Origin of the sequence: Psychrobacter sp. VH5, from assembly GCF_050572635.1 — a bacterium.
GTDB lineage: Bacteria > Pseudomonadota > Gammaproteobacteria > Pseudomonadales > Moraxellaceae > Psychrobacter > Psychrobacter celer.
The window spans coordinates 1,018,191-1,041,936 of sequence record NZ_CP192145.1 but is presented as its reverse complement, the minus strand read 5'-3'; the positions used below and the strand labels follow the sequence as shown (position 1 = coordinate 1,041,936).

At 49.1% G+C, this 23,746-nt stretch carries 18 protein-coding genes and 2 tRNA genes; 13 read left to right on the top strand and 7 right to left on the bottom strand.

What is annotated here, in order from left to right; translation table 11 throughout:
• The 5 genes from nuoF to ndhC form a co-directional block, all read right to left on the bottom strand.
• Entirely contained in the window at positions 1 to 1,425 is a 1,425-nt protein-coding gene (gene nuoF, locus ACNFVB_RS04465; RefSeq protein ID WP_430738213.1) for an NADH-quinone oxidoreductase subunit NuoF, read from the bottom strand.
• Positions 1,422 to 1,931 (bottom strand): NADH-quinone oxidoreductase subunit NuoE, encoded by a 510-nt coding sequence (gene nuoE, locus ACNFVB_RS04460; protein WP_075101455.1) that lies wholly within the window; start codon positions 1,929 to 1,931, stop codon positions 1,422 to 1,424. Before nuoE ends, nuoF begins: the two co-directional genes overlap by 4 nt.
• A 174-nt stretch (positions 1,932 to 2,105) precedes the next feature.
• Positions 2,106 to 3,896, bottom strand: a complete 1,791-nt coding sequence (nuoC, locus tag ACNFVB_RS04455) for an NADH-quinone oxidoreductase subunit C/D (RefSeq protein WP_430738212.1) — start codon at positions 3,894 to 3,896, stop codon at positions 2,106 to 2,108.
• 145 nt (positions 3,897 to 4,041) lie between these two features.
• Positions 4,042 to 4,710 carry a NuoB/complex I 20 kDa subunit family protein gene (locus ACNFVB_RS04450; protein WP_105244960.1) on the bottom strand — a complete coding sequence of 223 codons (669 nt, stop codon included), beginning with the start codon at positions 4,708 to 4,710 and terminating at the stop codon, positions 4,042 to 4,044.
• A 123-nt stretch (positions 4,711 to 4,833) separates the two neighbouring features.
• A complete protein-coding gene (gene ndhC, locus ACNFVB_RS04445) occupies positions 4,834 to 5,457 on the bottom strand; it encodes an NADH-quinone oxidoreductase subunit A (protein WP_192994816.1) in 624 nt (207 codons plus the stop codon).
• Between the two features lie 1,006 nt (positions 5,458 to 6,463).
• Between ndhC and ACNFVB_RS04440 the strand changes: the two genes are divergently transcribed.
• The 6 genes from ACNFVB_RS04440 (at position 6,464) to ACNFVB_RS04415 (ending at position 13,871) form a co-directional block, all read left to right on the top strand.
• Positions 6,464 to 8,497 (top strand): UvrD-helicase domain-containing protein, encoded by a 2,034-nt coding sequence (locus ACNFVB_RS04440; protein ID WP_274632385.1) that lies wholly within the window; start codon positions 6,464 to 6,466, stop codon positions 8,495 to 8,497.
• 164 nt (positions 8,498 to 8,661) lie between these two features.
• On the top strand, positions 8,662 to 10,065 hold the full coding sequence (gene mgtE, locus ACNFVB_RS04435; protein ID WP_430738211.1) for a magnesium transporter: 1,404 nt from the start codon (positions 8,662 to 8,664) through the stop codon (positions 10,063 to 10,065).
• A gap of 129 nt (positions 10,066 to 10,194) precedes the next feature.
• Positions 10,195 to 10,659 (top strand): dUTP diphosphatase, encoded by a 465-nt coding sequence (dut, locus tag ACNFVB_RS04430; protein ID WP_105244957.1) that lies wholly within the window; start codon positions 10,195 to 10,197, stop codon positions 10,657 to 10,659.
• 104 nt (positions 10,660 to 10,763) lie between these two features.
• A complete protein-coding gene (locus ACNFVB_RS04425) occupies positions 10,764 to 12,647 on the top strand; it encodes a phosphomannomutase (protein ID WP_430738210.1) in 1,884 nt (627 codons plus the stop codon).
• 63 nt (positions 12,648 to 12,710) lie between these two features.
• Positions 12,711 to 13,622 (top strand): acetylglutamate kinase, encoded by a 912-nt coding sequence (gene argB / locus ACNFVB_RS04420; RefSeq protein WP_192994821.1) that lies wholly within the window; start codon positions 12,711 to 12,713, stop codon positions 13,620 to 13,622.
• An 18-nt stretch (positions 13,623 to 13,640) separates the two neighbouring features.
• Complete coding sequence (locus tag ACNFVB_RS04415; RefSeq protein ID WP_201585001.1) at positions 13,641 to 13,871, top strand: hypothetical protein; 231 nt, start codon at positions 13,641 to 13,643, stop codon at positions 13,869 to 13,871.
• A 64-nt stretch (positions 13,872 to 13,935) separates the two neighbouring features.
• Here ACNFVB_RS04415 and ACNFVB_RS04410 read toward each other — a convergent pair whose 3' ends face one another.
• Both ACNFVB_RS04410 and ACNFVB_RS04405 read right to left on the bottom strand, forming a co-directional pair.
• Positions 13,936 to 14,298, bottom strand: coding sequence for a hypothetical protein (locus tag ACNFVB_RS04410; protein ID WP_430738209.1), 363 nt, complete (start codon positions 14,296 to 14,298; stop codon positions 13,936 to 13,938).
• Positions 14,299 to 14,449: 151 nt separating this feature from the next.
• On the bottom strand, positions 14,450 to 14,830 hold the full coding sequence (locus ACNFVB_RS04405) for an arsenate reductase (RefSeq protein ID WP_430738208.1): 381 nt from the start codon (positions 14,828 to 14,830) through the stop codon (positions 14,450 to 14,452).
• A 238-nt stretch (positions 14,831 to 15,068) separates the two neighbouring features.
• On the opposite strand from ACNFVB_RS04405, the gene leuS reads away from it, so the two are divergent.
• From leuS to ACNFVB_RS04370, 7 genes are all read left to right on the top strand, one after another.
• On the top strand, positions 15,069 to 17,801 hold the full coding sequence (gene leuS, locus ACNFVB_RS04400; RefSeq protein WP_430738207.1) for a leucine--tRNA ligase: 2,733 nt from the start codon (positions 15,069 to 15,071) through the stop codon (positions 17,799 to 17,801).
• A 170-nt stretch (positions 17,802 to 17,971) separates the two neighbouring features.
• Positions 17,972 to 18,658, top strand: a complete 687-nt coding sequence (locus ACNFVB_RS04395) for a hypothetical protein (RefSeq protein ID WP_226941115.1) — start codon at positions 17,972 to 17,974, stop codon at positions 18,656 to 18,658.
• A 91-nt stretch (positions 18,659 to 18,749) separates the two neighbouring features.
• Positions 18,750 to 19,841 (top strand): DNA polymerase III subunit delta, encoded by a 1,092-nt coding sequence (locus ACNFVB_RS04390; RefSeq protein ID WP_430738206.1) that lies wholly within the window; start codon positions 18,750 to 18,752, stop codon positions 19,839 to 19,841.
• Between the two features lie 203 nt (positions 19,842 to 20,044).
• Complete coding sequence (locus ACNFVB_RS04385) at positions 20,045 to 21,355, top strand: efflux RND transporter periplasmic adaptor subunit (RefSeq protein ID WP_430738205.1); 1,311 nt, start codon at positions 20,045 to 20,047, stop codon at positions 21,353 to 21,355.
• Between the two features lie 61 nt (positions 21,356 to 21,416).
• Entirely contained in the window at positions 21,417 to 23,414 is a 1,998-nt protein-coding gene (locus ACNFVB_RS04380; protein WP_288998096.1) for a MacB family efflux pump subunit, read from the top strand.
• A gap of 151 nt (positions 23,415 to 23,565) precedes the next feature.
• Positions 23,566 to 23,641, top strand: a tRNA-Lys gene (locus ACNFVB_RS04375).
• 22 nt (positions 23,642 to 23,663) lie between these two features.
• Positions 23,664 to 23,739: transfer RNA gene (locus ACNFVB_RS04370), tRNA-Lys, on the top strand.
• The last annotated feature ends 7 nt before the right edge of the window (positions 23,740 to 23,746 follow it).

Here is a 23,746-nt window from a genome sequence, read left to right as displayed (position 1 = left end):
TTATTTCACTTCTGGCTGTTGGTTGGCTGCCGCATCAATGACATCGACACCAACCGCCTGCGCGATTTTTTGATCAAACTCAGGACGGAAATATTTAATCGCACTCATCAGTGGCTCCATCGCACCAGGCGCATGGGCACAGAATGTTTTGCCGATCCACAAGTCACGAGTGAGGCCTTCTAGTTTTTCCACATCGCCGACTTGTCCCTCACCATCATTGATGGCGGTAAGCAGCTTGACACCCCACGGCAGACCATCACGGCATGGCGTGCACCAACCGCATGACTCACGCTGAAAGAAAATCTCAAGATTGCGCAGCAGCGGTACCATATCTTGCGACTCATCGACGACCATAATCAGCCCAGTACCCATACGGCTACCGGCTTTTTGAATGGTGTCAAAATCCATCACCACGTCCAAATGCTCTGTGGTCAAAAAGTCGGTCGAGGCACCACCAGGCAACCATGCTTTGAGTGTCTTGCCATCTTTCATGCCGCCAGCCAACTCTTCGATGATCTCGCGAGCGGTATAGCCAAATGGCAGCTCCCATAGACCTGGGTCATTGACCAATCCTGAGCAGCCAAAGAGCTTAGTACCCGGGGTTTCACTTTTGCCTTTGATTTTTGATAGTGACTGATACCACTCGACACCATGATTGAGAATCGCAGGCATATTATTTAACGTCTCGACGTTATTGACCACCGTCGGTCTGCCCCACGCCCCAGAGATTTGCGGAAACGGCGGCTTGGTACGAGGGTTGGCGCGGCGACCTTCTAGGCAGTTGATCAAGGCAGTTTCTTCACCGCAGATATAGCGGCCAGCACCCGTATGTACATGCAGATTAAAGCTAAAATCTGAGCCAAGAATGTTGTCGCCCATCAGGTTGTTGGCTAGACATTCTTCAATAGCTGTGACCAAGCGCTCAGCAGCTAAGATGTACTCGCCGCGGATAAAGATATAACCATCGGTGGCACCGATCGCATGCGCAGTAATGAGCATACCTTCGATAAGCTGAAACGGTAGGCGCTCCATGAGCAAACGATCTTTAAAGGTGCCCGGCTCCATTTCATCCGCATTACAGATGAGATAGCGCGGCAAGCCATCTGGCGGCGACATAAACGACCACTTTAGACCAGCGTTAAAGCCAGCGCCGCCGCGTCCTCTGACATTGGCCGCCTTGATCATATTGCCGACTTCTTTTGGTGATTTGGACAATGCCTTTCTTAAACCCGTGAAGCCTTGTAGAGACTCATAAGTCGCTAAATCCAAAACGGCATCATGATGCGCCAAACGCCAAGTCAATGGTTTGGTTTCGCTGGTGGCGGTCGCCTTATCACCATAAATTGGTATACGCTGTTCGTTTAGCTGGCTTGGCGCTTTACCTTGACCGCGACGAGCAATCTGCTCTGAAATCGTTAAACTCATGCGTATAGCTCCAATAATTGCGCGACCTCAGATGGCTGGACAGGACCATAAGTGTCTTCGTCTATCAGCACCGCAGGGCCTTTATCACAGTTACCCAAGCAACAAATCGGTAATAGCGTAAAACGGCCATCAGCTGTGGTCTGCCCATACTCGATACCCAGCTGTGATCGAATTTCAGCCGATAATGCCTCATAGCCTGTTAGATAGCAGGCCACTGAGTCACAAATCAGGATAACGTGACGGCCGACAGGCTGACGATAAATACGGTTAAAGAAAGTCGCAACGCCGTCCATATCCGACATCGGAATGTCTAATATATTGGCGATGGCATTGACCTGCGCATCATCGACCCAGCCGTTGCGCTTTTGCACGATTTTTAGCGCATCTAGCGAGGCGGCGCGCGCATGGGGATAGTGATGCATATATTCATGAATGGCAGCAATCTCCTCAGGGGTGAGAATGCTGGCCACATCTACTTTTGGCATTTTGTCGGAAACAATTTTCATAATCTTCTATCTTTCCTCACTCATCATGCTAAGCACCTAGCCACTACAGCCTTATCATCACTGACATAAAGACACTGTATGATATTGACAGGTGATCGCATTTTGGCGTGCCATCAGGCAATAATATATTGATTGACTTATCTTAAAAAAAAACACTCATCTCAAATCACAGCGCTAGCGGTCACAGTCTGCCATCACAATATCAATCGATGCCAGATACATAATGGCATCAGAGACCAAGGATCCATTAATCACTGACGGCATCTGCTGCAAATGAGCAAATGTCGGGGTGCGAATACGAGTGCGATAACTCATCGTGGCTTTGTCAGACGTGATGTAATAGCTGTTGAGGCCCTTGGTCGCTTCTACGATGGTGGCACACTCACCGGCTGGCATCACAGGGCCCCAAGAGACAGAGATAAAGTGGTTGATCAGCGTCTCAATGTCATTTAGCGTACGGTCCTTTGGCGGTGGTACCGCTAGCGGATGGTCAGCTTTGTACGGGCCTTGCGGCATGTTGTCCATACACTGGCGGATAATACGCAGCGACTGGCGCATCTCTTCGACTTTTACCATACAGCGATCATAAGCATCACCGTTGTAGCCAACTGGCACTTCAAAGTCAAAATTCTCATAGCCCATGTATGGACGCGCCTTACGCAGATCAAAGTCCACCCCTGTCGCGCGTAGACCAGCTCCAGTGACACCCCAAGCCAAAGCCTGCTTGGCATTGTACTTTGCCACGCCTTGAGTACGGCCCTTGAGCACACTGTTTTGTAGTGCCGCTTTGACATACTCATCCAAACGCTTGGGCATCCACTCCAAAAACTCACGTACCAAGCGCTGCCAGCCACGCGGCAGGTCAGCAGCCGTACCGCCGATACGGAACCACGCTGGATGCATACGGTAGCCGGTGACGGCTTCGATGACATCATAGGCTTTTTGGCGGTCGGTAAACATATAAAATACCGGCGTCATGCCACCGGCATCCTGAATAAAGGTACCGACATACAATAGGTTGTTGGTAATACGGAAAAACTCGCTCATCATCACGCGGATGGTCTCAGCGCGCGGCGGTACCTTAATACCAGCGAGCTTTTCCACCGACATGATGTAGGGCAGCTCATTCATCACCCCGCCCAGATAATCGATACGGTCGGTATAAGGGATAAATGAGTGCCACGTCTGACGCTCAGCCATCTTTTCTGCGCCGCGATGGTGATAGCCAATATCAGGAATACAATCAACGACTTCCTCGCCATCGAGCTGTAGTACCAAACGAAAAGCACCATGCGCTGAGGGGTGGTTAGGCCCGATGTTCAAAAACATAAAGTCTTCATCGCGGCCCGAGCGCTTCATACCCCACTCTTCTGGGACAAAGCGCAGGTTTTCTTGCTCGTATTGTTGTTTTGCCGCGTTTAGAAAATACGGCGTAAATTCAGTGGCGCGCGCGTGATACTCTTTGCGCAGTGGATGGCCTTCCCAGTATTTCGGCAATAAGATACGCGTCAGATGTGGATGGCCACTAAATACAATCCCAAACATATCCCAGACTTCGCGCTCATACCAGTTGGCATTTGGCCAAATCTGCGTGGCGCTCGGCAGCGTCAAATCGTCTTCATCTAGCGCCACTTTGATACGCACATCACTATTGCGCTCAAGCGACATTAAATGATAAAACACCGTAAAGTCGCTATCTGGCAGACCGGCACGGTGCTGGCGCAACCGCTCATCTATCGCGGATAAGTCAAATAGCATGACATAGGGCTTGGGCAACTTGCGCAAGAATAACAATATCTCAAGCAAATCTGCGCGCGCCACCCACACCGTTGGAATCTCATCAACCGTATGCTGCACCACAAACTTGCCAGCATATTTATGGGTAAGCTCTTGGATGACTGCTGGAGCAGGCTTGCTCTTAGGACCCCTATTGTTAGGATCTGTGTTTTCGACTACCGTGACCATGAATGATGTATTCCTTCATTAATCATAACTAAACGATGTTAATCATAACCGAACTGTGATGGGCGTACGCGTACTGAGCACGTCTACGAATTATTAATGATAAAACCCTCGCCAAACTACATAACCGCTGGCGCTAACAGCGCGCTTAGATACTGTCTGGGCTGCGCAGGTTTTTTACCGCGATACGGTCTGCCTGTTTGCGGTCGCGCTCAGGCGTCATTTGTGGCTGGTAGATACCCTGCTCATTGACATGGACACCCAGCGGACGGCGCTCTTTGGTAATAGACTCTTGTAGCAGCATCAGCCCCTGAATCAGCGCTTCTGGACGCGGCGGACAACCTGGCACATAAACGTCGACAGGGATAATCTTATCCACACCTTGTACGACAGAGTAGATATCATACATACCGCCTGAGTTGGCGCAGGCACCCATTGATATGACCCACTTTGGCTCTAGCATTTGCTCATAAAGACGCTGGATAACAGGGGCCATTTTGACAAAACAAGTCCCAGCAACGATCATCACATCGGCCTGACGCGGCGAGGCGCGAATGACTTCGGCACCAAAGCGCGACAAGTCATGAACCGCAGTTAACGTGGTGGCATATTCGACATAACAGCAAGAGGTACCAAAGTTAAATGGCCAAAGCGAGTGCTTGCGACCCCAGTTTGCTGTTGAATGGACAAGGTCTTCGAGACGACCCATAAAGACGTTTTTATTGACTTCATCTTCGATAGGGTCATTGACCGTTTGACTGGTCTGAGCAGGATAGGTATCTGCATCAGGGTTGGCTTTTGTTAATGTGTATTTCATAACATACAACCTTTATATGGGGCACTGCAGGACAATCATCTTGCCACCGCGCGCGCCCATTATTCATAAGTGATCATTGATATACCATCATAAAACCCTAAGGTTTTGTACAGCTTGACCGTCTTAACGCTCAACACTGTCTTTTTGCGCAGACGTGGCAAAATCCACGGAAGTCACATTGCCCGTGGTATTGATATGATCGATATTTTGTAGATGGCGACGATTGGTCTCGATATTGTTTGAGACATTGATCTGCCCTGATGACTGCGCTGGGACTTTACCTGTCGGATCGACCATCAGCTCGTGCGCGCCATCAAAACGGGTGATGTCTGCCAAATTAAAACCAGCTGGCGCAGCATGTAGCCGAGGTTTTTTGCGGCGCTTGTCCGCTGGTGCCCAGTTCATCGCGCCCAGACTCAGCTCATATATCAGACCGATGATTAAGATTGTGATAAAAATGGCGGCGGCAGCAAACCCTAACCAGCCGGCTTCGCGCACTGAAACGGCATACGCATAAAGATAAAGCGCTTCTAAATCGAAAATCACAAAGAAAATCGCCACCAAATAAAATTTGGCAGACAGACGAATACGGGCGTTGCCTGCTCCGACAACACCCGCTTCAAACACTTCTTCTTTTTGTGAGCCTTGAGAGCGACCGCCAAGCAAACGCGGCACGACCAGCATAAAAACAACTAGCCCAATGGCGGCTAAGATAAAAGCAATTGCTGACCAATTAAAAGCAGACATGATAATACGTGCTCCTCACCCAATCGAGTGTCAAGCGCCGCGCAGAGACTGACCAACAAGGGGCGGTGAGCGGCAGGCTTGACGCAGACGAAAACACAAAGCGACTGTCATTGAGCCACTGTATTTAAGTAACGACTAAATAACCATATTAGGTACTGTGCTGGTAATAGCCAATTATCAAGTGTATTGACGACGATGTCAGACATGACCAACTGTAGAGGTTCCGCTAGACATACGGAGCAAGCTGGTCGTCTAACCCCGCTTGTAACAACGTAAGATCAACTTATTAAATCAATATCATATCGCACTGCTTACTTAATTGATTTAATAACTCATTACACGTAGTCAACAATGGACGAGACAACTGGCATAAATTATTTACGTACTATACGCATTTCAGTGCCCAAAAGCTAGTTTTTAACTGTATTGGACGGTCACTTTCTCTATAAAAAAAATATGTTTTTTTTACTATAAATTATGATATAGACATTACCTTATATTAACCCCAAATCCATAATTTTTACTTATAATTGATACCATATCATTATTGAGCAAAACCACTTGGCTTTACTCGGCATCTCTGCGCGGCCATCTCCTCCCCAAAGTCGTTGTTTTTGCTTTATAATACCTCACCGAATTTTAATGATGTCTCGCCATTGGCACCAAGACACCTTTGGCAGCGTCTCAATCATCTTTGGTAATGATAAACCTACAGCGCGATATTTGATGAAAAATCTTAGCCTATATTGGCAATATTTGTTTGTCCCTCTTAGATGACAGTGATGGTTTATTTTTATCCAGTGGCTGTCGGTACAGTGTTTATACCGCTATAGTCAGTTCACTATAAAATGTTATAGCAAGGCTGATAGAAATTTTTGCAGCCTCTGTCTGCAGCGGCATAGCACGCCAGAAAATTTTTATCGGCCTTTCTGGTCAATAAACGCATGACGCTTTTATTTAGAATCGACTATATTTTATCTTTTGCTTTTGTCTTACAGGTCACGTTATGAGTCAACTCAATCCCAAACAATCCGAGGCCATGCTCTACGTCTCAGGCCCACTATTGGTGCTGGCGGGTGCCGGCTCTGGTAAGACATCAGTGATCACCCGCAAGATTGCGTATCTAATTGAAGAGTGCAACATGCCAGCGGAGCGTATCACCGCGGTGACCTTTACTAACAAGGCGGCGCGCGAGATGAAAGCGCGTGTCGGCAAGCTACTCCCTAGCGAAAAGATGCGTGGTCTGACAGTCTCAACCTTTCACCAATTTGGTCTGCAGTTTTTGCGTTATGAGCTGATGCATACGCCGCTCAAGGGCAATTTTTCTATCATGGACAGCGACGACAGTAAGCGCCTGCTGATGGAGCTGATGATGCGCGACAACCTAAGCGGCGCTGAGAGTCGTGAGCTGGTCGGCAAAGCCATCAAGATGATCTCAGACTGGAAAAACGACTTGATTGAGCCGGATAAGGCGATGGAAACGCTAGACGATCCAGAGGACATGATCTTTGCCACGCTATATGGTTTATATGAGCGCAATCTGCGTGCGTATAACGCTGTGGATTTTGATGATTTAATCGTCTTGCCGACCAAGATACTGCGTGAAAACAGGGAGCTGCGCGACAAATGGCAAAACCGCATTCGTTACTTATTGGTCGATGAGTATCAAGATACCAACACCGCCCAGTATGAGATGATCAAATACTTGGTCGGGCCGCAAGGTCGCTTTACCGTGGTCGGCGATGACGATCAGTCGATCTATGCGTGGCGCGGTGCCAAACCTGAAAACATGGCACTACTCAAAGAAGATTTTCCCAAACTAAAAATCGTCATGCTCGAGCAAAACTACCGCTCGACCACCCGTATCTTGACCTCAGCCAACGCGGTGATTCTTAACAACGAGCATTTATTTGAAAAAAAGCTCTGGTCGGATAAAGGCCAAGGCGAAAAAATCCGCATCATCAACTGCCGTAATGACGATGATGAGGCCGAGCGCGTCGCCAAAGAAATCGTCACGCACAAGCTGCGCTTTGGCAACGAGTGGGAACAATACGCGGTGCTTTATCGCAGTAACTTCCAAGCACGTATGCTCGAGGCACAATTGCGCCAATTGCAAGTGCCTTATAAGCTCTCTGGTGGTCAGTCGTTTTTTGCGCGCAGTGAGATCAAAGACATCATGGGTTATCTGCGCCTGATATTAAACCCAGAAGACGACAGTGCGTTTTTGCGTATCATCAATACGCCCAAACGCGGTATGGGCCCTGCGACGCTTGAGAAGTTAGGCTTATTTGCCCAAGAGCATAGCATCTCCCTACTCGCCTCTTGTACCCATGCGGGCCTTTCGCACGTATTGCCATCCAAAGCCTATGGTACGATAAAGGAGTTTGGCGAGTTTATCGAGCACTATACCCGCGAGCTGGATCAGCACCCTGACCCTGTGCCCATCGTGCGCCAGATGATTGATGAGACAGGCTATATCGACTTTGTCCGTAGCGATGCCAAGACGCCGCAGCAAGAAAAAAACCGCCTTGACAATATCGACATGCTCTACACCAGTATTCAGTCGCTGATCAACCGCGCAGAAGACGATGAAGATCGCACCATTGATACCATCATTCGCAAACTGGTATTACTCGATATGCTCGAGCAGCAGCAAGAAGAAGAAAACACCAATAAAGTCAATCTGATGACCCTGCACGCGGCCAAAGGCTTGGAGTTTGATTTTGTCTATATCATGGGGTTAGAAGAAGAGATGCTGCCGCATCGCAACTCTATCATCAGTGAGACCATCGAAGAAGAGCGGCGTTTGATGTACGTGGGCATCACCCGCGCGCGCCGTGAGCTGACGCTGACGCTGGCAACTCAGCGCCGCGCTGGTGGACAAATGCGCGTCACCTCCGAGTCGCGGTTTTTAGATGAGCTGCCAGAGGATCATCTCGACTGGCCTGCCAAAGCCAAAAAGAAAAAAGCCAGCAAAGACCCTGAAAAAGTCGCTGATGAATATTTGGCCAATATTCGAGCATTATTGGGCAATCGTTAACGGTTACTAAACGTTCAGCGAGCGCAGTTCGTCCCCGTCTTTGTTATCATAAGAGCACAGCACAAGAAAACATCGACATGGCTGCGTGATGAGACAACTACCGAGTAAATTGAAGACACGCCCTAGTACCTGTCCTAGCATTTGTAAAAAACATTGGAACCTTTATGCCTACGTCACCGCCTGAACAAGAACGACCATCGACCCTGCAAGGAGATTACAATCCTGCAGAGTATAGCGCTGAGTACAAGCTGCTGTATCTACAAAGTCTGGTGGCTGACAGGGCATTTGAGGACATTACCGCGTTTTTAGAAAAGCAATCAGAATATGAAATTGCCAGCTTACTTGAGTCTTTTCCAACACAAGACCGCCTGCTGATTTGGGAGCAAGTACCCGATAATATCAAAGGTGAGGTGCTGGCCGAGCTAGAAGTCGATACGCGCCAGCCGTTGATGGAAAACATCTCATCCAAAGAGATATCGCTGTTTACACAAGACCTAGATGCCCAAGACATCTCGGAGATTTTGGACACGGTGACCGACAGCGTCCGCACCTCGGTGATGGCGACGCTGGACGAAGATATCCGTGTGCAGGTCAATAAGCTCGACACCTATGCCGATTGGGAAGTCGGTAGCTATATGGACCCTGATACCATTCAGGTCAGAGACGACATTACGCTGGCTGAGGTACAAGACTGGCTGCGCGACAATGACGATCTGCTCGATGACGAAAGCCAAGAGCTGTTGGTCGTCGATCAAAGCCAGCAGTTGCTTGGGCTGCTAAGCTTGGTGGATTTGATCAAACATGATCAAACCACTTTGGTCTCAGAGCTTATCGACCCTGCTATCACCATCAATGATCGCCTCGATATCACCGATGCGGCGGCGATTTTTCGCTCAGAAGACATTCGTTTTGCCCCTGTCATCAACAGCCATGGCGAGCTGGTCGGTCAGTTGAATGCCGAGGACATCATGGAGATTATCCAAGATGATGTCGATAGCACCATGAAAAACCTCGCAGGTGTCAGCCAAGATGAGGAGCTGTTTGCCCCTATCTTGACCAGCGCCAAAAGCCGTAGTATCTGGCTCGGTATCAACCTGTGTACCGCCCTATTGGCGGCGGCGGTCATCGGTCAGTTTGAGGCGGTGTTGGCAAAAGTGGTGGCGCTGGCGATTTTAATGCCCGTGGTTGCCAGTATGGGCGGTATCGCTGGCTCGCAAACATTAACAGTCGTCATTCGTGGTATAGCGATGGGTCAAATTGGTGGCTCCAACCGTTTATGGCTACTGAACAAAGAGCTGTGGGTCGGCGCGATAAACGGTATGACATGGGCAATAATCATGGCGTTTATCGCCCAATTATGGTTTCATGATATCAAGATCAGTGCGGTCGTTGGCTTGGCAATCGCCATCAATATGACTGCAGCCAATGTCTCAGGCATTAGCATTCCTTTACTCCTAAAACGCATGAATATCGACCCTGCTCTATCAGCGTCGGTGATTTTGACCACCGTCACTGATATTGTCGGTTTTATGTCGTTTTTGGGCCTAGCAAGTGTGCTGATACTGTGAGTGAGCACCAAAGCAGTCATGTAGTAGTCATTGACCTTTTTGTTTTTAAAAAGCCAATCGGCGTCGCCTGAATCAGGCATTTTTTTTGAATTTAATTTACAACCTATCCAATCGTTGAGTGAGTGCGTTATGCAAGCTGTACAAGTAAAAGTGTTAAACCCGAAAATCGTTGAAGACAAGGCATTTTCTTTGCCGACACGTGCAACCGATGGTAGTGCTGGTATTGATTTGCGCGCCTGTATCGATGCGCCTTTGACCATCAAAGCAGGGGAAACACATCTTGTCGGTACAGGTCTGGCTGTGTATATCGAGGACCCTAATTATGCTGGGATGATTCTGCCGCGCTCAGGGCTGGGCCATAAGCACGGTATTGTTTTAGGGAATTTGGTGGGTTTGATCGATGCCGACTACCAAGGCGAGCTGATGGTCAGTATTTGGAATCGTAGCGCTGCGGATTTTGTATTAAACCCAGCAGAGCGCATGGCGCAGTATATTGTCGTCCCTGTCGCTCGCCCTGAATTTACCGTGGTGTCAGAGTTTAGTGATACCAGTGCGCGCGGCGCAGGCGGTTTTGGTCATTCAGGTCGCCAGTAGACCGACTTGTTTTTTTTGACTATTTAATAACTGTCGCTTGAATGGAAGACAGGCTCTAGAAAACCTCTACTATTTTAACCATCACGCCATAAGGAGAGTAAGCGATGCCATCTTTTGCTGCGCAGCAATCCTTATTTCGTGCTTATGATATTCGCGGGCCGCGGCAGCATTTTACCACCGATTTTATTCAGGCATTGGGGCACGCTTTTGCCCATCTATATCAAACCGCCGAATACCGAGACACCAGCGCTGATATGGATGCTTTGGCAAATGTCGATCCGTCAAATATCAGTCAGTCAAACACGGATCAGCACAGCATCAGTCAGCAGCATACCCTTCCCAATACCATAAACAACACCAATAAACAAAGCATCGTCGTCATCGGCTACGACGTGCGCTGCAGCAGTGATGACATCGCACATACCTTAGCGACTATCTTGGCACAGCATGGCCTGCATGTCATTCAGCTCGGTTTGGTGACCACACCGATGATGGCATATTGGGCGGCGCAGTATCAGGGACATGGCATCATGGTGACCGCCAGTCACTCGGCCAAAGACATCTTAGGTATAAAATGGCTGGTAAACCATCAGTCCCCTAGCTGTGCTGAGATCCAAGCGCTCTATCAGCAGCTAGCGCCTCCTGATACGCCGCTTGCTCTGACTGCAGCGATAGGTTCGCTGGGGCATCTGCCAACGGAGCAAGTGAGTCATGGCTATATCGACGCCATTTATCATGTTTTTAGCCAGCTATATCCTCTATACCCTATAAGTGGTGAGCAGACCTGCGATAAAGCATCACCCCATCACGGACAATACAGCGCAGCCCAGCGGCCATGCAGCGACTGGCGCCATGCTGCGCCCAAGCTTGAGCTGACGGTAGTGATCGACTGTATGCACGGGGCGACCAGTCACATCGCTCAGCCTTTATTTCAGCGTTTTTGTCAGAGCGTTGTCATGCTTAACGATACAGCAGACGGTCATTTTCCTTTGGGTAACCCCGACCCTACTGAGCCAAGTCGGCTCAAGCAGTTGCAGCAAGCGGTCACCACGCACAAAGCCGATATCGGACTGGCGTTCGATGGCGATGGCGATAGGCTGATGGTCGTCGATGAAAATGGCAAGACGGTGATGCCAGATCATCTGTTGTATCTACTGGCAAAATCCGCGCTCTGCGATAGCGCGCCTAACCCAGCTTCAACCGCGGTGCCTCAAGTACTGTTTGATGTTAAGTGCTCCCACCATCTGCCTGCATTGCTGGCCGAGCTGGGCGCTGAGCCTATCGTGAGCCGGACGGGGAGCAGTCTGATGCGCCAGCAGATGCAGCATACCGATAGCCGCATTGTCTTTGCAGGCGAGCTATCGGGGCATTTTATTTTTAATGACAAGCGTTTTATCGCTTATGATGATGCCATGTACGCGGCATTACGGCTATTGCATGGATTGGCCGCTCGGCCGGACGATGCTACCAAAACCTCCTTAGCAGCTATCACCCAAAGCCTGCCTACGCTGGTCAGTACCGCCGATCATTATCTGCCAGTACCGTATGCCCTCACGCGCGAGCGCTCTATCGTGACGCAGCTACAGGTTTTTTGTCAGTATATACAGCAGCTCATGGATGCAGCCCGCGAGCAGTCCGATATAGCAGAGTCTCAAGAAGATTGCTTGGTCAATCCCGCCTGCAGCCACACAGTTGCTGATGAACGCTCGTCTTGTGATTGTATAGCGCAACAGCCCGCTATCACCTTAGCGCAGGCGCGGCAGTTATTGCCTATCGGCACGAGACTAAGCTGTATCGACGGTGTGCGCTTGGATTTTGCGCATGGTTTTGGCGTATTGCGGCAGTCCAATACCAGTCATCACCTGACCGCGCGCTTTGCAGGTAATAGTCTTGACGATTTAAAAGAAGTACAAAACAGATTTGCCGCTTTGTGCCGACCCTTCGATCAAAGGCTGGCAGAGCAAATCATCGCGATTGCTGCTGAATAACTTATCACCCCCACTTTTTTGGCTTATATTTTTGACCCTGTACCTTGACCGTAGGAGTTTGTAATGACGCTTAATCTAGACGATGCTAAAATCACCGCTGAAGTATTGACCACTGCCCTGCCTTATATTCAGCGCTTTGTCGATAAGATCATCGTGGTCAAATACGGCGGTAACGCCATGACTGACCCTGCGCTTGAGAGCTCCTTTGCCCGTGATATCGTCTTACTCAAAACCGTTGGCATGCATCCTGTCGTCGTTCATGGCGGCGGCCCGCAGGTGGACAACCTGCTAAAAGAGTTGGGGCGGCAGTCTGATCGCATCGATGGCATGCGTGTCACTGACAAAAGCACCATGGATGTCGTCGAGATGGTACTAGGCGGCAGCGTCAACAAATCTATCGTCAGTCTCATCAACAAACACGGCGGCCGCGCTATCGGCCTAACTGGTAAAGATGCCAACTTAATTCAAGCAAAAAAACTGATGATGGACAAAATAGGTACCGATGGCGTCGCTGTACCTGTGGATTTGGGGTTTGTCGGTGATGTAGTCAGCGTCAACAAAGACGTGATTAATATGCTCATCTCCTCTGATTTTATTCCAGTCATCGCCCCACTTGGCGTCGATAGCGAAGGGTATACTTATAATATCAATGCCGACTTGGTGGCCGGTAAAGTGGCTGAGTTTTTGCAGGCAGAAAAACTCATGCTCTTAACCAACATCAAAGGGGTATTGGGCCGTGACGGTGAAGTGGTGACTGGACTAACACCTAAGAAAGTCGATGGCTTGATTGAAGATGGTACGATCTCAGGCGGTATGATTCCCAAGATTCAATGTGCACTTGATGCAGTGCGTAGCGGTGTCAAAAGCGCCGTCATCGTCGATGGCCGTGTGCCTCATGCGACGCTACTTGAGATTTTTACCAACGAAGGCGTCGGTACCTTAATCAGTCGTGACCTTGATGCGGCCATGCTTTAGCTTCTTGAGGAGTCAATCATGCCGCTGTGGCTGTGGTGCCTACTGTTTGTTTTAGAGAGCCTATATTGCTGGTGGATTATTGGCTACGGCGGTGCGCGCTGGATAGAGGGCTGGAAGTCGTTCTTTATGATTGAGTGGTTTGCGCTTGATTGGACAGCAGAGCAAATTCGTCTTTACGTCCTCATTATTTGGTGCTTCAGTTTGATTTGGTTTGTCGTAGGTATTATAAAGCCCGAGCTTAGACTCTAAGCTCGGGCTTTTTAACTGTCTATCAATTTTATGACCCATCAACATTCATTCAAACAAGATGAATTTAATAAGCACAGAACTCAACAGAACTATGGTAACTATTGCCATAAACCTTCATATAGTGATTGCCTTTGCTCTCAGTAATATAAGACGTTTCATTATCATAGCGGTCACCGTCCAATCGACCACTTGGCCCTGAGACGTAAGCCACATTGATGCGATCATCGCCGACATTACGAATCACTAAATTCTGGTCTGCTGCAAGCCATAAACGAAACACTTTTCCATCTTTGATATTGCCTGTAAAGTTACCGCAATAGCTGTCTTTTGCAAAGGTTACTTTAGTTGATGAGTCTGCCGCCTGTACGCTTGTGGCCATTATAGGTGTTGCTGCAAGCGTAGCCATCAGTAATAATTTTTTCATCATTCTATCCTCGAACATTAGGGTCTATTGAATATTCAGATATCATGCTGGTAGCACGTCTGGATATTCAATAGACCCTATCAATTAGTAAACTTAATTCCACCTATGAGAGCATAGTTTATTATTTGTCAAAGTGACAGCTTTTTTATAAAAATTATTTATAAATAACCGCCTCAAACTCAGCCTCATTAAAGCCGCACAACAATATTGACTGACCTTGGTTTTTATCGTCAATCTGACCTTCCACAATCGGACGCTTAATCATGCTGGTATTTTCTACCAGCAAATCTATCGCTTTATCTATACTGTCATCAGCTGCTTGCTTTTGCTCATCGGTCAGCTTACGCCATGTGGTACCACGCTTGTTTAGCACTTTATCGATACCTAGCGAATCTACCCAACGCTCTACGCTCTCTTTATCAATACCCTGCTTTTTATAATCATGAAACTCATAGCTGACACCCAACTCATCAAGCTTAGTAAACGCTTTTTTCATGGTGCTACAAGATTTGATGCCATAAACAGTGATGCTCATAAAAACTCCCAATCTATAGTCATTAGTCGCTGTATTATACCGAAGCCGGTTAATTTTTGGTTTGTTAAACAAAAACCTCCTGTCGCTGCTATGATGCCTTCCCCCAACTTGCCAACCTGTCGTCGTGACAGCGCGCAAACGCGTCATCATACCATCGCAATTTTTGCCAAATTACGCTATGCTATGGCATTATTTTGTTTTACCCAATTTATCTGTAATCATCAATTTCGAGCCGACTATGAGCAACGCCGTGACAGCAGAAACTGCTAATACCAATCAGACCAACAATACTTCTATAGACCCTACCCAATACCAACCGCAGCTGATCGAAGCGGCACAACAAAAAAAATGGGAAACGGACAAACGCTATGAAGTGAGCAATACGCCAAGCGACAAGCCAAGTCGCTATATGCTGTCGATGTTTCCGTACCCAAGTGGCAAGCTGCACATGGGACACGTGCGTAACTATACCATCTCTGATGTACTCAGCCGTTATTATCGTCTCAAAGGCTTTGATGTCATGCAACCAATGGGCTGGGATGGCTTCGGCTTGCCAGCAGAAAACGCCGCCATCGCCAACCAAACGCCGCCTGCTGCTTGGACATTTGCCAACATCGACAACATGCGCGCCCAGCTAAAATTGCTCGGTCTCTCTATCGACTGGTCACGTGAGTTTGCCACTTGTAGCCCTGAGTATTATCAGTGGGAGCAGTGGTTGTTTTTGCAGCTCTACAAAAAAGGCTTGGTCTACAAAAAGCTCTCTACCGTCAACTGGGATCCGGTCGACAACACCGTTCTTGCCAACGAGCAAGTCATCGATGGCAAAGGCTGGCGTAGTGGCGCGCCCGTTGAGAAGCGCGACATCCCGATGTATTACTTTAATATCACTGATTATGCCGATGAGCTGCTCGATGATTTAGACCAGCTAGAGGGTCATTGGCCATCTGAAGTTCTGACCATGCAGCGCAACTGGATCGGCCGTAGCGCGGGTATGGAAGTACACTTCCCTTATGAACTCGCCGGCGAGCGCAACACCTTAGAAGTGTTTACCACTCGCCCTGATACCTTGATGGGCGTCACTTATGTCGCCGTTGCCGCTGAGCATCCGTTAGCGCAGTACGCCTCTGAGCATGATGACGCCATCGCTCAGTTTTGTGCACTGTGCAAAAAAGGCTCGGTCGCCGAAGCGGATCTGGCCAAAGCTGAAAAAATCGGCATGGATACAGGCCTGACCGTGACCCATCCTCTCACTGGTGAAGAAGTCCCTGTGTGGGTCGCCAACTATGTCTTGATGAGCTATGGCTCAGGCGCAGTGATGGCGGTACCAGCGCACGATGAGCGCGATTATGAGTTTGCAACCAAATACAGCCTACCTATCAAGCAAGTCATCCAGTCGCCTGCAGACTTTGAAGCATCCGTCCTTGCTGCGGCTCAAGCGGACGGCTCTGAGCCAAATCTTGCTTATACTGAGCGCAACATCTTGGTGAACTCAGGCGAATTTGACGGCTTGGATTTTGATCAAGCGCTTGAGGCAATGCTTGCCAAACTTGAGCCCCAACAGCTTGCGAAGAAAAAAATCCAGTATCGTCTGCGTGATTGGGGCGTCTCACGTCAGCGCTATTGGGGCTGCCCTATCCCAATGATCAACTGTGAGCACTGCGGCACGGTGCCTGTCGAAGAGCAAGACCTACCTGTCGTACTGCCAACGGATGTCGTCCCTGATGGCCGCGGCAACCCGCTCAAAAGCATGCCAGAGTTTGTCAACACCACTTGTCCAAAGTGCGGCAACCCAGCTGAGCGCGAGACCGATACTTTTGACACCTTTGTTGAGTCGAGCTGGTACTACGCACGCTTTGCCAGTCCAAACGACACGCAAAACATGGTCAATAAATCTGCCGCTAATAAATGGCTGCCTGTCGATCAATACATCGGCGGTGTCGAGCACGCGGTCATGCATCTGCTTTATGCGCGTTTCTTCCATAAGCTCATGCGCGACGAAAACTTGGTATCAGGCAATGAGCCATTTGCCAACTTGATGACGCAAGGCATGGTGCTCGCGGGCACTTTTTACCGCCGCAACGCTGATGGCAGCACCACTTACTACTTCGCCGAAGATGTCGATATCGACTACAACGAGCGCGGTCAGCCAGTTAAAGCGATTTTAAAATCTGATGGACAGCCTGTCACCATCGGCAAAATAGAAAAAATGTCCAAATCAAAAAACAACGGTGTCGATCCACAAATCACCATTGATAAATATGGCGCGGATACCGTACGTTTGTACACGCTATTTACCGCCCCTGCCGATCAGACGCTTGAGTGGTCAGATGACGCGCTAAAAGGCCCCTATAACTTCGTCAAAAAAGTATGGCGCATCGCAACCGACCATATGCAAGCCCTAGCGGCTGCAAGCCTAAGCCCTGATTCATTAAATAAAGCCACGCTCAATAACGAAGCATTAAACACAGAGCATCTTAACAAAGCGGCGAAAAACTTACGCCGTAAGACTCATGAAACCGTCGCCAAGATTGACAGTGACCTAGGCGAGCGCTTGGCGCTAAACACGCCCGTCTCAAGCCTTATGGAGCTTGCCAATGAGCTGACTGGTTTTAAAGCCAGCAGTGAGCAAGACCTGCGAGTACAGCACGAAGCATTGATTGATCTATTAATCATGCTATCTGCCTACGCACCGCACGTCGGCGAGCACTTGCTTGAGCAGCTGGGTGTTGATACGGTCAACTTAAGCTACCCTGCTGTCGACGAGCGCGCTCTGGTACAAGACACCATCACCATGGTGGTGCAGGTCAATGGTAAGATGCGCGGCAAAATGGATGTCGCCCCCAACAGCGACCCTGAGCAGCTAAAAGCGCAAGCACGCGCACTTGAAGGTGTGGCCAAGTTTTTGACAGGGGACATCAAAAAAGAGATCGTCGTACCCAATAAGCTGGTCAATATCGTGGTTGCAGGCTAGTACATCGTCTTTAGCTAGGCGCTACCCGCTAGCGCTGTTCTGCGATGCGTCTTTATTACGTTAGGGCGGGCCCTCACCTCTATTCGATAGCGGCCTTTACTGCTTCACTAGGCCAAAGACGAGGACTTGAGGGCACCTCCCAAGCTTTTTATCATTAAAGGATAGCGATTATGTCGTATAAGCACCGAGCAGTACCGTCACAATCATCGACCAGCGGACAAAAGCTTGCAACAGCGTTACTGGCTGCTTTGCCGATGATGACCGTGCTCGGTGCCACCACCGCACTGAGTGGCTGCGGCTTTCAGCTGCGCGGTTATGAAACACCAATGCTGCTCGATGTGGCCAAAACAGCGGTCATTATCGAGGATGATCGCACGTCGTTTCCGCTCAAGCTGCCATTGACCCAGCGCCTAAAAACCCTAGGCGCGGAAGTCATGAGCAATATGACCTTAGATGATGTGGCACGTAACAATCGACAAGCACATGCAGAGCCCATCGCCGTCATCGATATCAGCAATGTGCGATTTAAGCGTTATGAGCTGGTTGGGGTTTTGACAGAAATCCGTTTGGTGCTCTCAGCCGATGTCAGTTATCAAACCTTTGAAAATGGCAAACCTGTGATACTCAAAAACGCCATCCAAGTCGATCGCAGCTATCAATACAACGAAGCCTCAGTCAGCACTGACGATCAGCAAGGCGATCAGATTCGTGACTGGCTCTATGAGCGCTTGGCACGCCGTATCACGGATCAATACGTCGCCATCTCCTTACCCAAAGTGCCACCTGCTGGTAAGCAGGCAGTACCGATGATAAACAGCGCAACTGCACCCACCGTGATGGTGCCAAACACCCAGTAATTCTATAAGTTTGTAGGAATGTTCTGCTATTCTTCATGATCATGTAACGCCGCTCTTTTCTTCTTTTTTTTAACCTGTGTATCCTCAGCCTATGCAAGATACTTTTATCCAAGCCTATCCAAAACTACTACAACCCGCGGCGGCAGTAGCTGGCTTGTGGCTGGCACACGGTGATGAGCCGTTACTCAGTCAATGGCTTATCGATGCCATGCATCTGCACTGGCGCGCGCAAAACTATGCCATCAAACGTATCGAGCTGGTGTCAGTCAAAAGCTGGCAAGATGTACTATCCGAGCTTGGCAGTCAGTCGTTGTTTGACGATGCCAGTGCGCTGATTGTGACAGGCAATCACAAACCTGATAAAGCCGTCATTGCCGCGCTCGAACATTTTGCTATCGAGGCACAAGCAGGCACGCACAGGCACAGCCTGCTATGGCTCACACCTAAGCAAGACAAGCGCAGCCAGAGCAGCAAATGGTTTGCGCCGTTTGCTCAGTACGGTCATGTGATTGATTGCAACTTGTACAATGAGCAGCAGCGTCAGCAGTTATTACAGATACAGGCCCAGCAGTTTGGCCTCACGCTGTCACAAGAAGCGTGGCAGCTGCTGATGTCGCATACCGAGCACCATCTGCTAAGCGCCTATCAAACCTTATGGCGACTCTCTTATCTGTTTGCGCCGCAGCTCGCACCTGCGGCGACTCCTCATGAACAATCAGCCCGTCACTCTACCAGCTCAACTGACGGCGGGACCCATACCGAAAACGTCGCATTAGATATTGATGATCTACAAGCCGCGCTGGTCAGTGATGCTCAGTTTAGTGTCTTTGATTTATCCGATGCCATGCTGGCTGGCAACAGCGCACAGGTAGTCAAAATCATCACGCAGCTCAAGGCCACCGATGAGCCGACAACGTTGGTACTGTGGGCAATCAGTAAAGACATGCGCCAGATTATGCAGCTGCTAGATGGACAAGACCCGCAGGCGCTCGGCATTTGGCGCAGCAAACAAGGCTTATATCAGCAGGCGTGTCGTCGCCAGTCAAAGGCGCAGACCGCGCAGTGGCCGGCGCTGCTTTATCGCTGCGACCAAGCCATTAAAGGACTTATCCGTCAGCCTGCGTGGGAGCTGTTGTTACAAGCAGCGCTTGAGCTGTCCGGCAAACGCTTGTTTATCGCTTGATACACCTCTCGTTTGACCGCCATCTCTAATTTACTTCTATAAACGACTTACTTGTATAAAAGACGACCAAATCCGCCACAGCCGAGTGGCAGATTTTGGTTCTCTCGATCCTCCTTAACCTTTCTTAAACTAATTCTCATTCCCTTTTGACAAGCAACCCTTTACTATAACTGCATTTGATTCAAGGTTACGGGGCAAGTGTGATGCAAAAGGTAAGTAAAAAAACGGCAATAAAATGGGGGGTTGCCGCAATCGTTGTGCTGTTACTTGGGATTTTTGCGTATCAACAGTTAAAACCAAAAGCCGCTGAACCCAATTATCTGACCGCTAAAGCCGAAATCGGCGATATTGAAAACAATGTCATGGCATCAGGCAAGGTCAAAGCGCTAAATACGGTTGAGGTTGGCGCGCAGGTTTCTGGTGAAGTCAAAAAGCTGTATGTCGATATTGGCGACCAAGTCCAAAAAGGTGACTTAATCGCACAGATTGACCAAGTCACGCAACGAAATGCCTTAGACAATCAACAAGCCACACTAGAGCAAAGCGCAGCAGCATTACAAAGCGCTCAGGCAGATGTATTAAGTAAACGTGCCAACTTAAAAAGCGCTTATGCCGATTTGGCCAGTCGTCAATCTGAGCTTAAACAGGCACAATCTGACTTTGCCCGCTTAAAATCCTTAGTAGAAATTGACGCCATCAGTCAGCAAGAATACGACACCCAAGCCACAGCGGTTCAAACGGCTAAAGCGGCAGTGGACAATGCACGCGCGGCGATTGACACTGCCAAGGCCGCTATCGTGACTGCCAATGCCGATATCAGTAGCCAACAAGCCGAGCTTAGAAAATCACAAACCAACGTCAATACTGCTCAGCAAGATTTGGGCTATACCACCATCCGCGCGCCCATGTCAGGTACAGTTGTCTCTATCACCACTGAGCAAGGCAGCACCGTTAATGCCAATCAAACCGCACCGACCATCGTTACCTTAGCCGACTTATCCACCGTGCGTATTAACGCGCAAATCTCCGAAGCAGATGTGATTAATGTACAAGCAGGCATGCCAGTGTACTTTAACATCATTGGTAATCCTGAGCAGAAATTTGATGCCACGCTCAAAGCTATTGAGCCTGCTCCTGAACAAATCAGTGAGACCAGCTCGACCGACACCGCTATCTACTACATCGGTTATTTAGAAGTGCCCAACCCTGAGCGCCGCTTCCGTATTGATATGACTGCGCAGGTGTACGTGGTCATTGACCAAGCCAAAGATGCCCTATTGATACCCTCTACCGCCCTTAAAAACAGCAAGACCGATACTAGCGGTAAGACAACTGCGATCGTACGCGTACTACAAGCAGACGGCACGGTTAAAGAACAGCCTGTTACGGTTGGGATTAATAACCGCGTCAATGCGCAAATTCTTAGCGGCTTAAAAGCAGGTGACGATGTCATCTTAAGCGAAGACAATAGTAGCAGTAAAAACCAATCTGGCGGTGGTCGCCCACCATTTTAACGGCAACACAGGTCAACAATGAAGACGTACTAAAAAGAGATGATAAAGGTAGATGCTGGTTATGAATACCCAAAAAATGCACGCTGAAACGGCTGATGCGCCACCATTAATGCAGCTGACAGGCGTCATTAGGGAGTTTCGCGCAGGCGAACAGATAATTCGGGTACTGCATGATATTGACTTGACTATCTATCAAGGTGAGATGGTCGCCATCATCGGGCAATCAGGCTCAGGCAAGTCAACCTTGATGAATATCTTGGGCTGCTTGGATAAAGCCAGCGCAGGCGACTATAAGATTTATGGCAAGTCAGTCAACCAGCTTGAGGCCGATGAGCTGGCGACCCTACGCCGTGAACACTTTGGCTTTATTTTTCAGCGCTATCATTTGCTTGGCGACATTAACGCACGCGACAATGTTGCCGTGCCTGCCGTCTATGCAGGTATGGACAAAGAGGCACGTAGCGAACGCGCCGCACACCTGCTCGGTGATTTGGGTCTGGCAGACAAGGTTGGCAACCGTCCCAGTCAGCTATCAGGCGGTCAGCAGCAGCGCGTCTCTATTGCACGCGCCTTGATGAATGGGGGCGAGATTATCCTTGCCGATGAGCCGACAGGCGCGCTCGATAGTCAATCGGGCAAAGACGTGATGCAAATCTTACAGTCGTTAAACGAGCAAGGGCACACCATCATTATGGTGACGCACGACCCCAACATCGCCGCGCAAGCTGAGCGTGTCATCGAGATTAAAGACGGCTATATTATTGATGACTATCACAATGACCATTATGAGCATAGCACACAGCAGCCTGAGGCCATCTTAGAACAGCACAAAAAAAGCCGCATCGGTAGCTTTATTGACCGCCTGCTTGAGGCCTTTAAAATGTCGCTGCTGGCCATGCGCGCGCACAAAATGCGCACGTTGCTGACCATGCTGGGCATTATTATTGGTATTGCTTCAGTCGTCTCAGTCGTGGGCTTGGGTAAAGGCTCACAGCAGCAAATTTTGACCAATATCAGCTCGCTTGGCACCAATACCATCACTGTCATCGATGGCTATCCATGGGGGGATCCAAGGCGCAGTTACAACGATGACAACTTAACCCCTGATGACGCCAATGCCGTTGCCGCGCAGCCTTATGTGGTCAGCGTCAGTCCTCAGTTAGATGGCAGCGCTACCGTTCGCTATCGCAGTATCCAAGAATCAGCGACCGTCAGTGGTGTGGGTAAAGACTATTTGGATGTGACGGGCGAAACGCTGGCACAAGGACAAGCCTTTGATGAACAAAGTATTTTGCGGCGTACACAAGACGTCATCTTAGATGACAATGCCAAAAATACTTTTTTCGCGGATAATGACAACCCTATTGGTGAGGTTCTACTAATTGGCGCAGTACCAGGGCGCGTGATAGGTGTCCTTGAACCCAAAGACAGTGGTTTTGGCCCAAGCTCTGATTCTCCAACCATCTACATGCCCTACACGACTGTCATGTCGCGTATTGAAGGCAGTGCCTATATTGAGAATTTCGTGGCCTTAGTGGATGAAAGCATCTCATCGTCAGCGGCAGAGTCAGCTATCTCGCAGCTGATTGAAGAGCGGCACGGCGCAGACGATTTTCGTACCCGCAATTCTGACTCTATTCGCCAGACGATTGAGTCCACGACCTCGACCATGACGCTGCTCATCTCTTCGATTGCTATCATTTCATTGATTGTTGGTGGTATTGGGGTAATGAATATAATGCTGGTGTCTGTCACCGAACGTACCAACGAGATTGGGGTGCGTATGGCTGTTGGGGCGCGGCAAAGCGACATTATGCAGCAGTTTTTGATTGAGGCCATTTTGGTGTGCGTATTGGGGGGCTTGCTAGGTATCGGACTGGCCTTTGCCATTGGTGAGGTGATTAATCGTATGGGCGGTGACAGCTTTCAGGTTATCTACTCACCGACCTCTATTATCGCAGCTTTTGTTTGCTCGACCCTGATTGGTGTGGTTTTTGGATTTTTGCCAGCTCGTAATGCCGCCAAGCTCGACCCTGTCGATGCCTTGTCGCGCGATTAAAGCAACATGGGACATAAATATGTTCAAAATCACGGTAAACTAAGAAAAAAGGCAGTTTTCTTAAATTAAGGGTTGCATTACTCAAAATTATCTATATACTATGCTCTCACGTTTAGGGATACAGAACTTCTTAAACGAGAGAGAAAAGTTAGGGCCGATAGCTCAGTTGGTAGAGCAGTTGACTTTTAATCAATTGGTCCCGCGTTCGAGTCGCGGTCGGCCCACCACTTTTTCTTTCACACCCTTTTAGGGCCGATAGCTCAGTTGGTAGAGCAGTTGACTTTTAATCAATTGGTCCCGCGTTCGAGTCGCGGTCGGCCCACCATATTTGA

Excerpts from the sequence above, each read along its gene's own strand:
- ACNFVB_RS04410 (WP_430738209.1), bottom strand. The coding sequence starts at position 14,298 with ATGATGAAAAAATTATTACTGATGGCTACGCTTGCAGCAACACCTATA.
- ACNFVB_RS04380 (WP_288998096.1), top strand. The coding sequence starts at position 21,417 with ATGAATACCCAAAAAATGCACGCTGAAACGGCTGATGCGCCACCATTA.
- nuoC (WP_430738212.1), bottom strand. The coding sequence starts at position 3,896 with ATGGTCACGGTAGTCGAAAACACAGATCCTAACAATAGGGGTCCTAAG.
- ACNFVB_RS04440 (WP_274632385.1), top strand. The coding sequence starts at position 6,464 with ATGAGTCAACTCAATCCCAAACAATCCGAGGCCATGCTCTACGTCTCA.
- dut (WP_105244957.1), top strand. The coding sequence starts at position 10,195 with ATGCAAGCTGTACAAGTAAAAGTGTTAAACCCGAAAATCGTTGAAGAC.
- argB (WP_192994821.1), top strand. The coding sequence starts at position 12,711 with ATGACGCTTAATCTAGACGATGCTAAAATCACCGCTGAAGTATTGACC.
- mgtE (WP_430738211.1), top strand. The coding sequence starts at position 8,662 with ATGCCTACGTCACCGCCTGAACAAGAACGACCATCGACCCTGCAAGGA.
- ndhC (WP_192994816.1), bottom strand. The coding sequence starts at position 5,457 with ATGTCTGCTTTTAATTGGTCAGCAATTGCTTTTATCTTAGCCGCCATT.
- ACNFVB_RS04385 (WP_430738205.1), top strand. The coding sequence starts at position 20,045 with ATGCAAAAGGTAAGTAAAAAAACGGCAATAAAATGGGGGGTTGCCGCA.
- ACNFVB_RS04395 (WP_226941115.1), top strand. The coding sequence starts at position 17,972 with ATGTCGTATAAGCACCGAGCAGTACCGTCACAATCATCGACCAGCGGA.
- ACNFVB_RS04425 (WP_430738210.1), top strand. The coding sequence starts at position 10,764 with ATGCCATCTTTTGCTGCGCAGCAATCCTTATTTCGTGCTTATGATATT.
- ACNFVB_RS04405 (WP_430738208.1), bottom strand. The coding sequence starts at position 14,830 with ATGAGCATCACTGTTTATGGCATCAAATCTTGTAGCACCATGAAAAAA.
- ACNFVB_RS04450 (WP_105244960.1), bottom strand. The coding sequence starts at position 4,710 with ATGAAATACACATTAACAAAAGCCAACCCTGATGCAGATACCTATCCT.
- ACNFVB_RS04390 (WP_430738206.1), top strand. The coding sequence starts at position 18,750 with ATGCAAGATACTTTTATCCAAGCCTATCCAAAACTACTACAACCCGCG.
- leuS (WP_430738207.1), top strand. The coding sequence starts at position 15,069 with ATGAGCAACGCCGTGACAGCAGAAACTGCTAATACCAATCAGACCAAC.
- ACNFVB_RS04415 (WP_201585001.1), top strand. The coding sequence starts at position 13,641 with ATGCCGCTGTGGCTGTGGTGCCTACTGTTTGTTTTAGAGAGCCTATAT.
- nuoF (WP_430738213.1), bottom strand. The coding sequence starts at position 1,425 with ATGAGTTTAACGATTTCAGAGCAGATTGCTCGTCGCGGTCAAGGTAAA.
- nuoE (WP_075101455.1), bottom strand. The coding sequence starts at position 1,931 with ATGAAAATTGTTTCCGACAAAATGCCAAAAGTAGATGTGGCCAGCATT.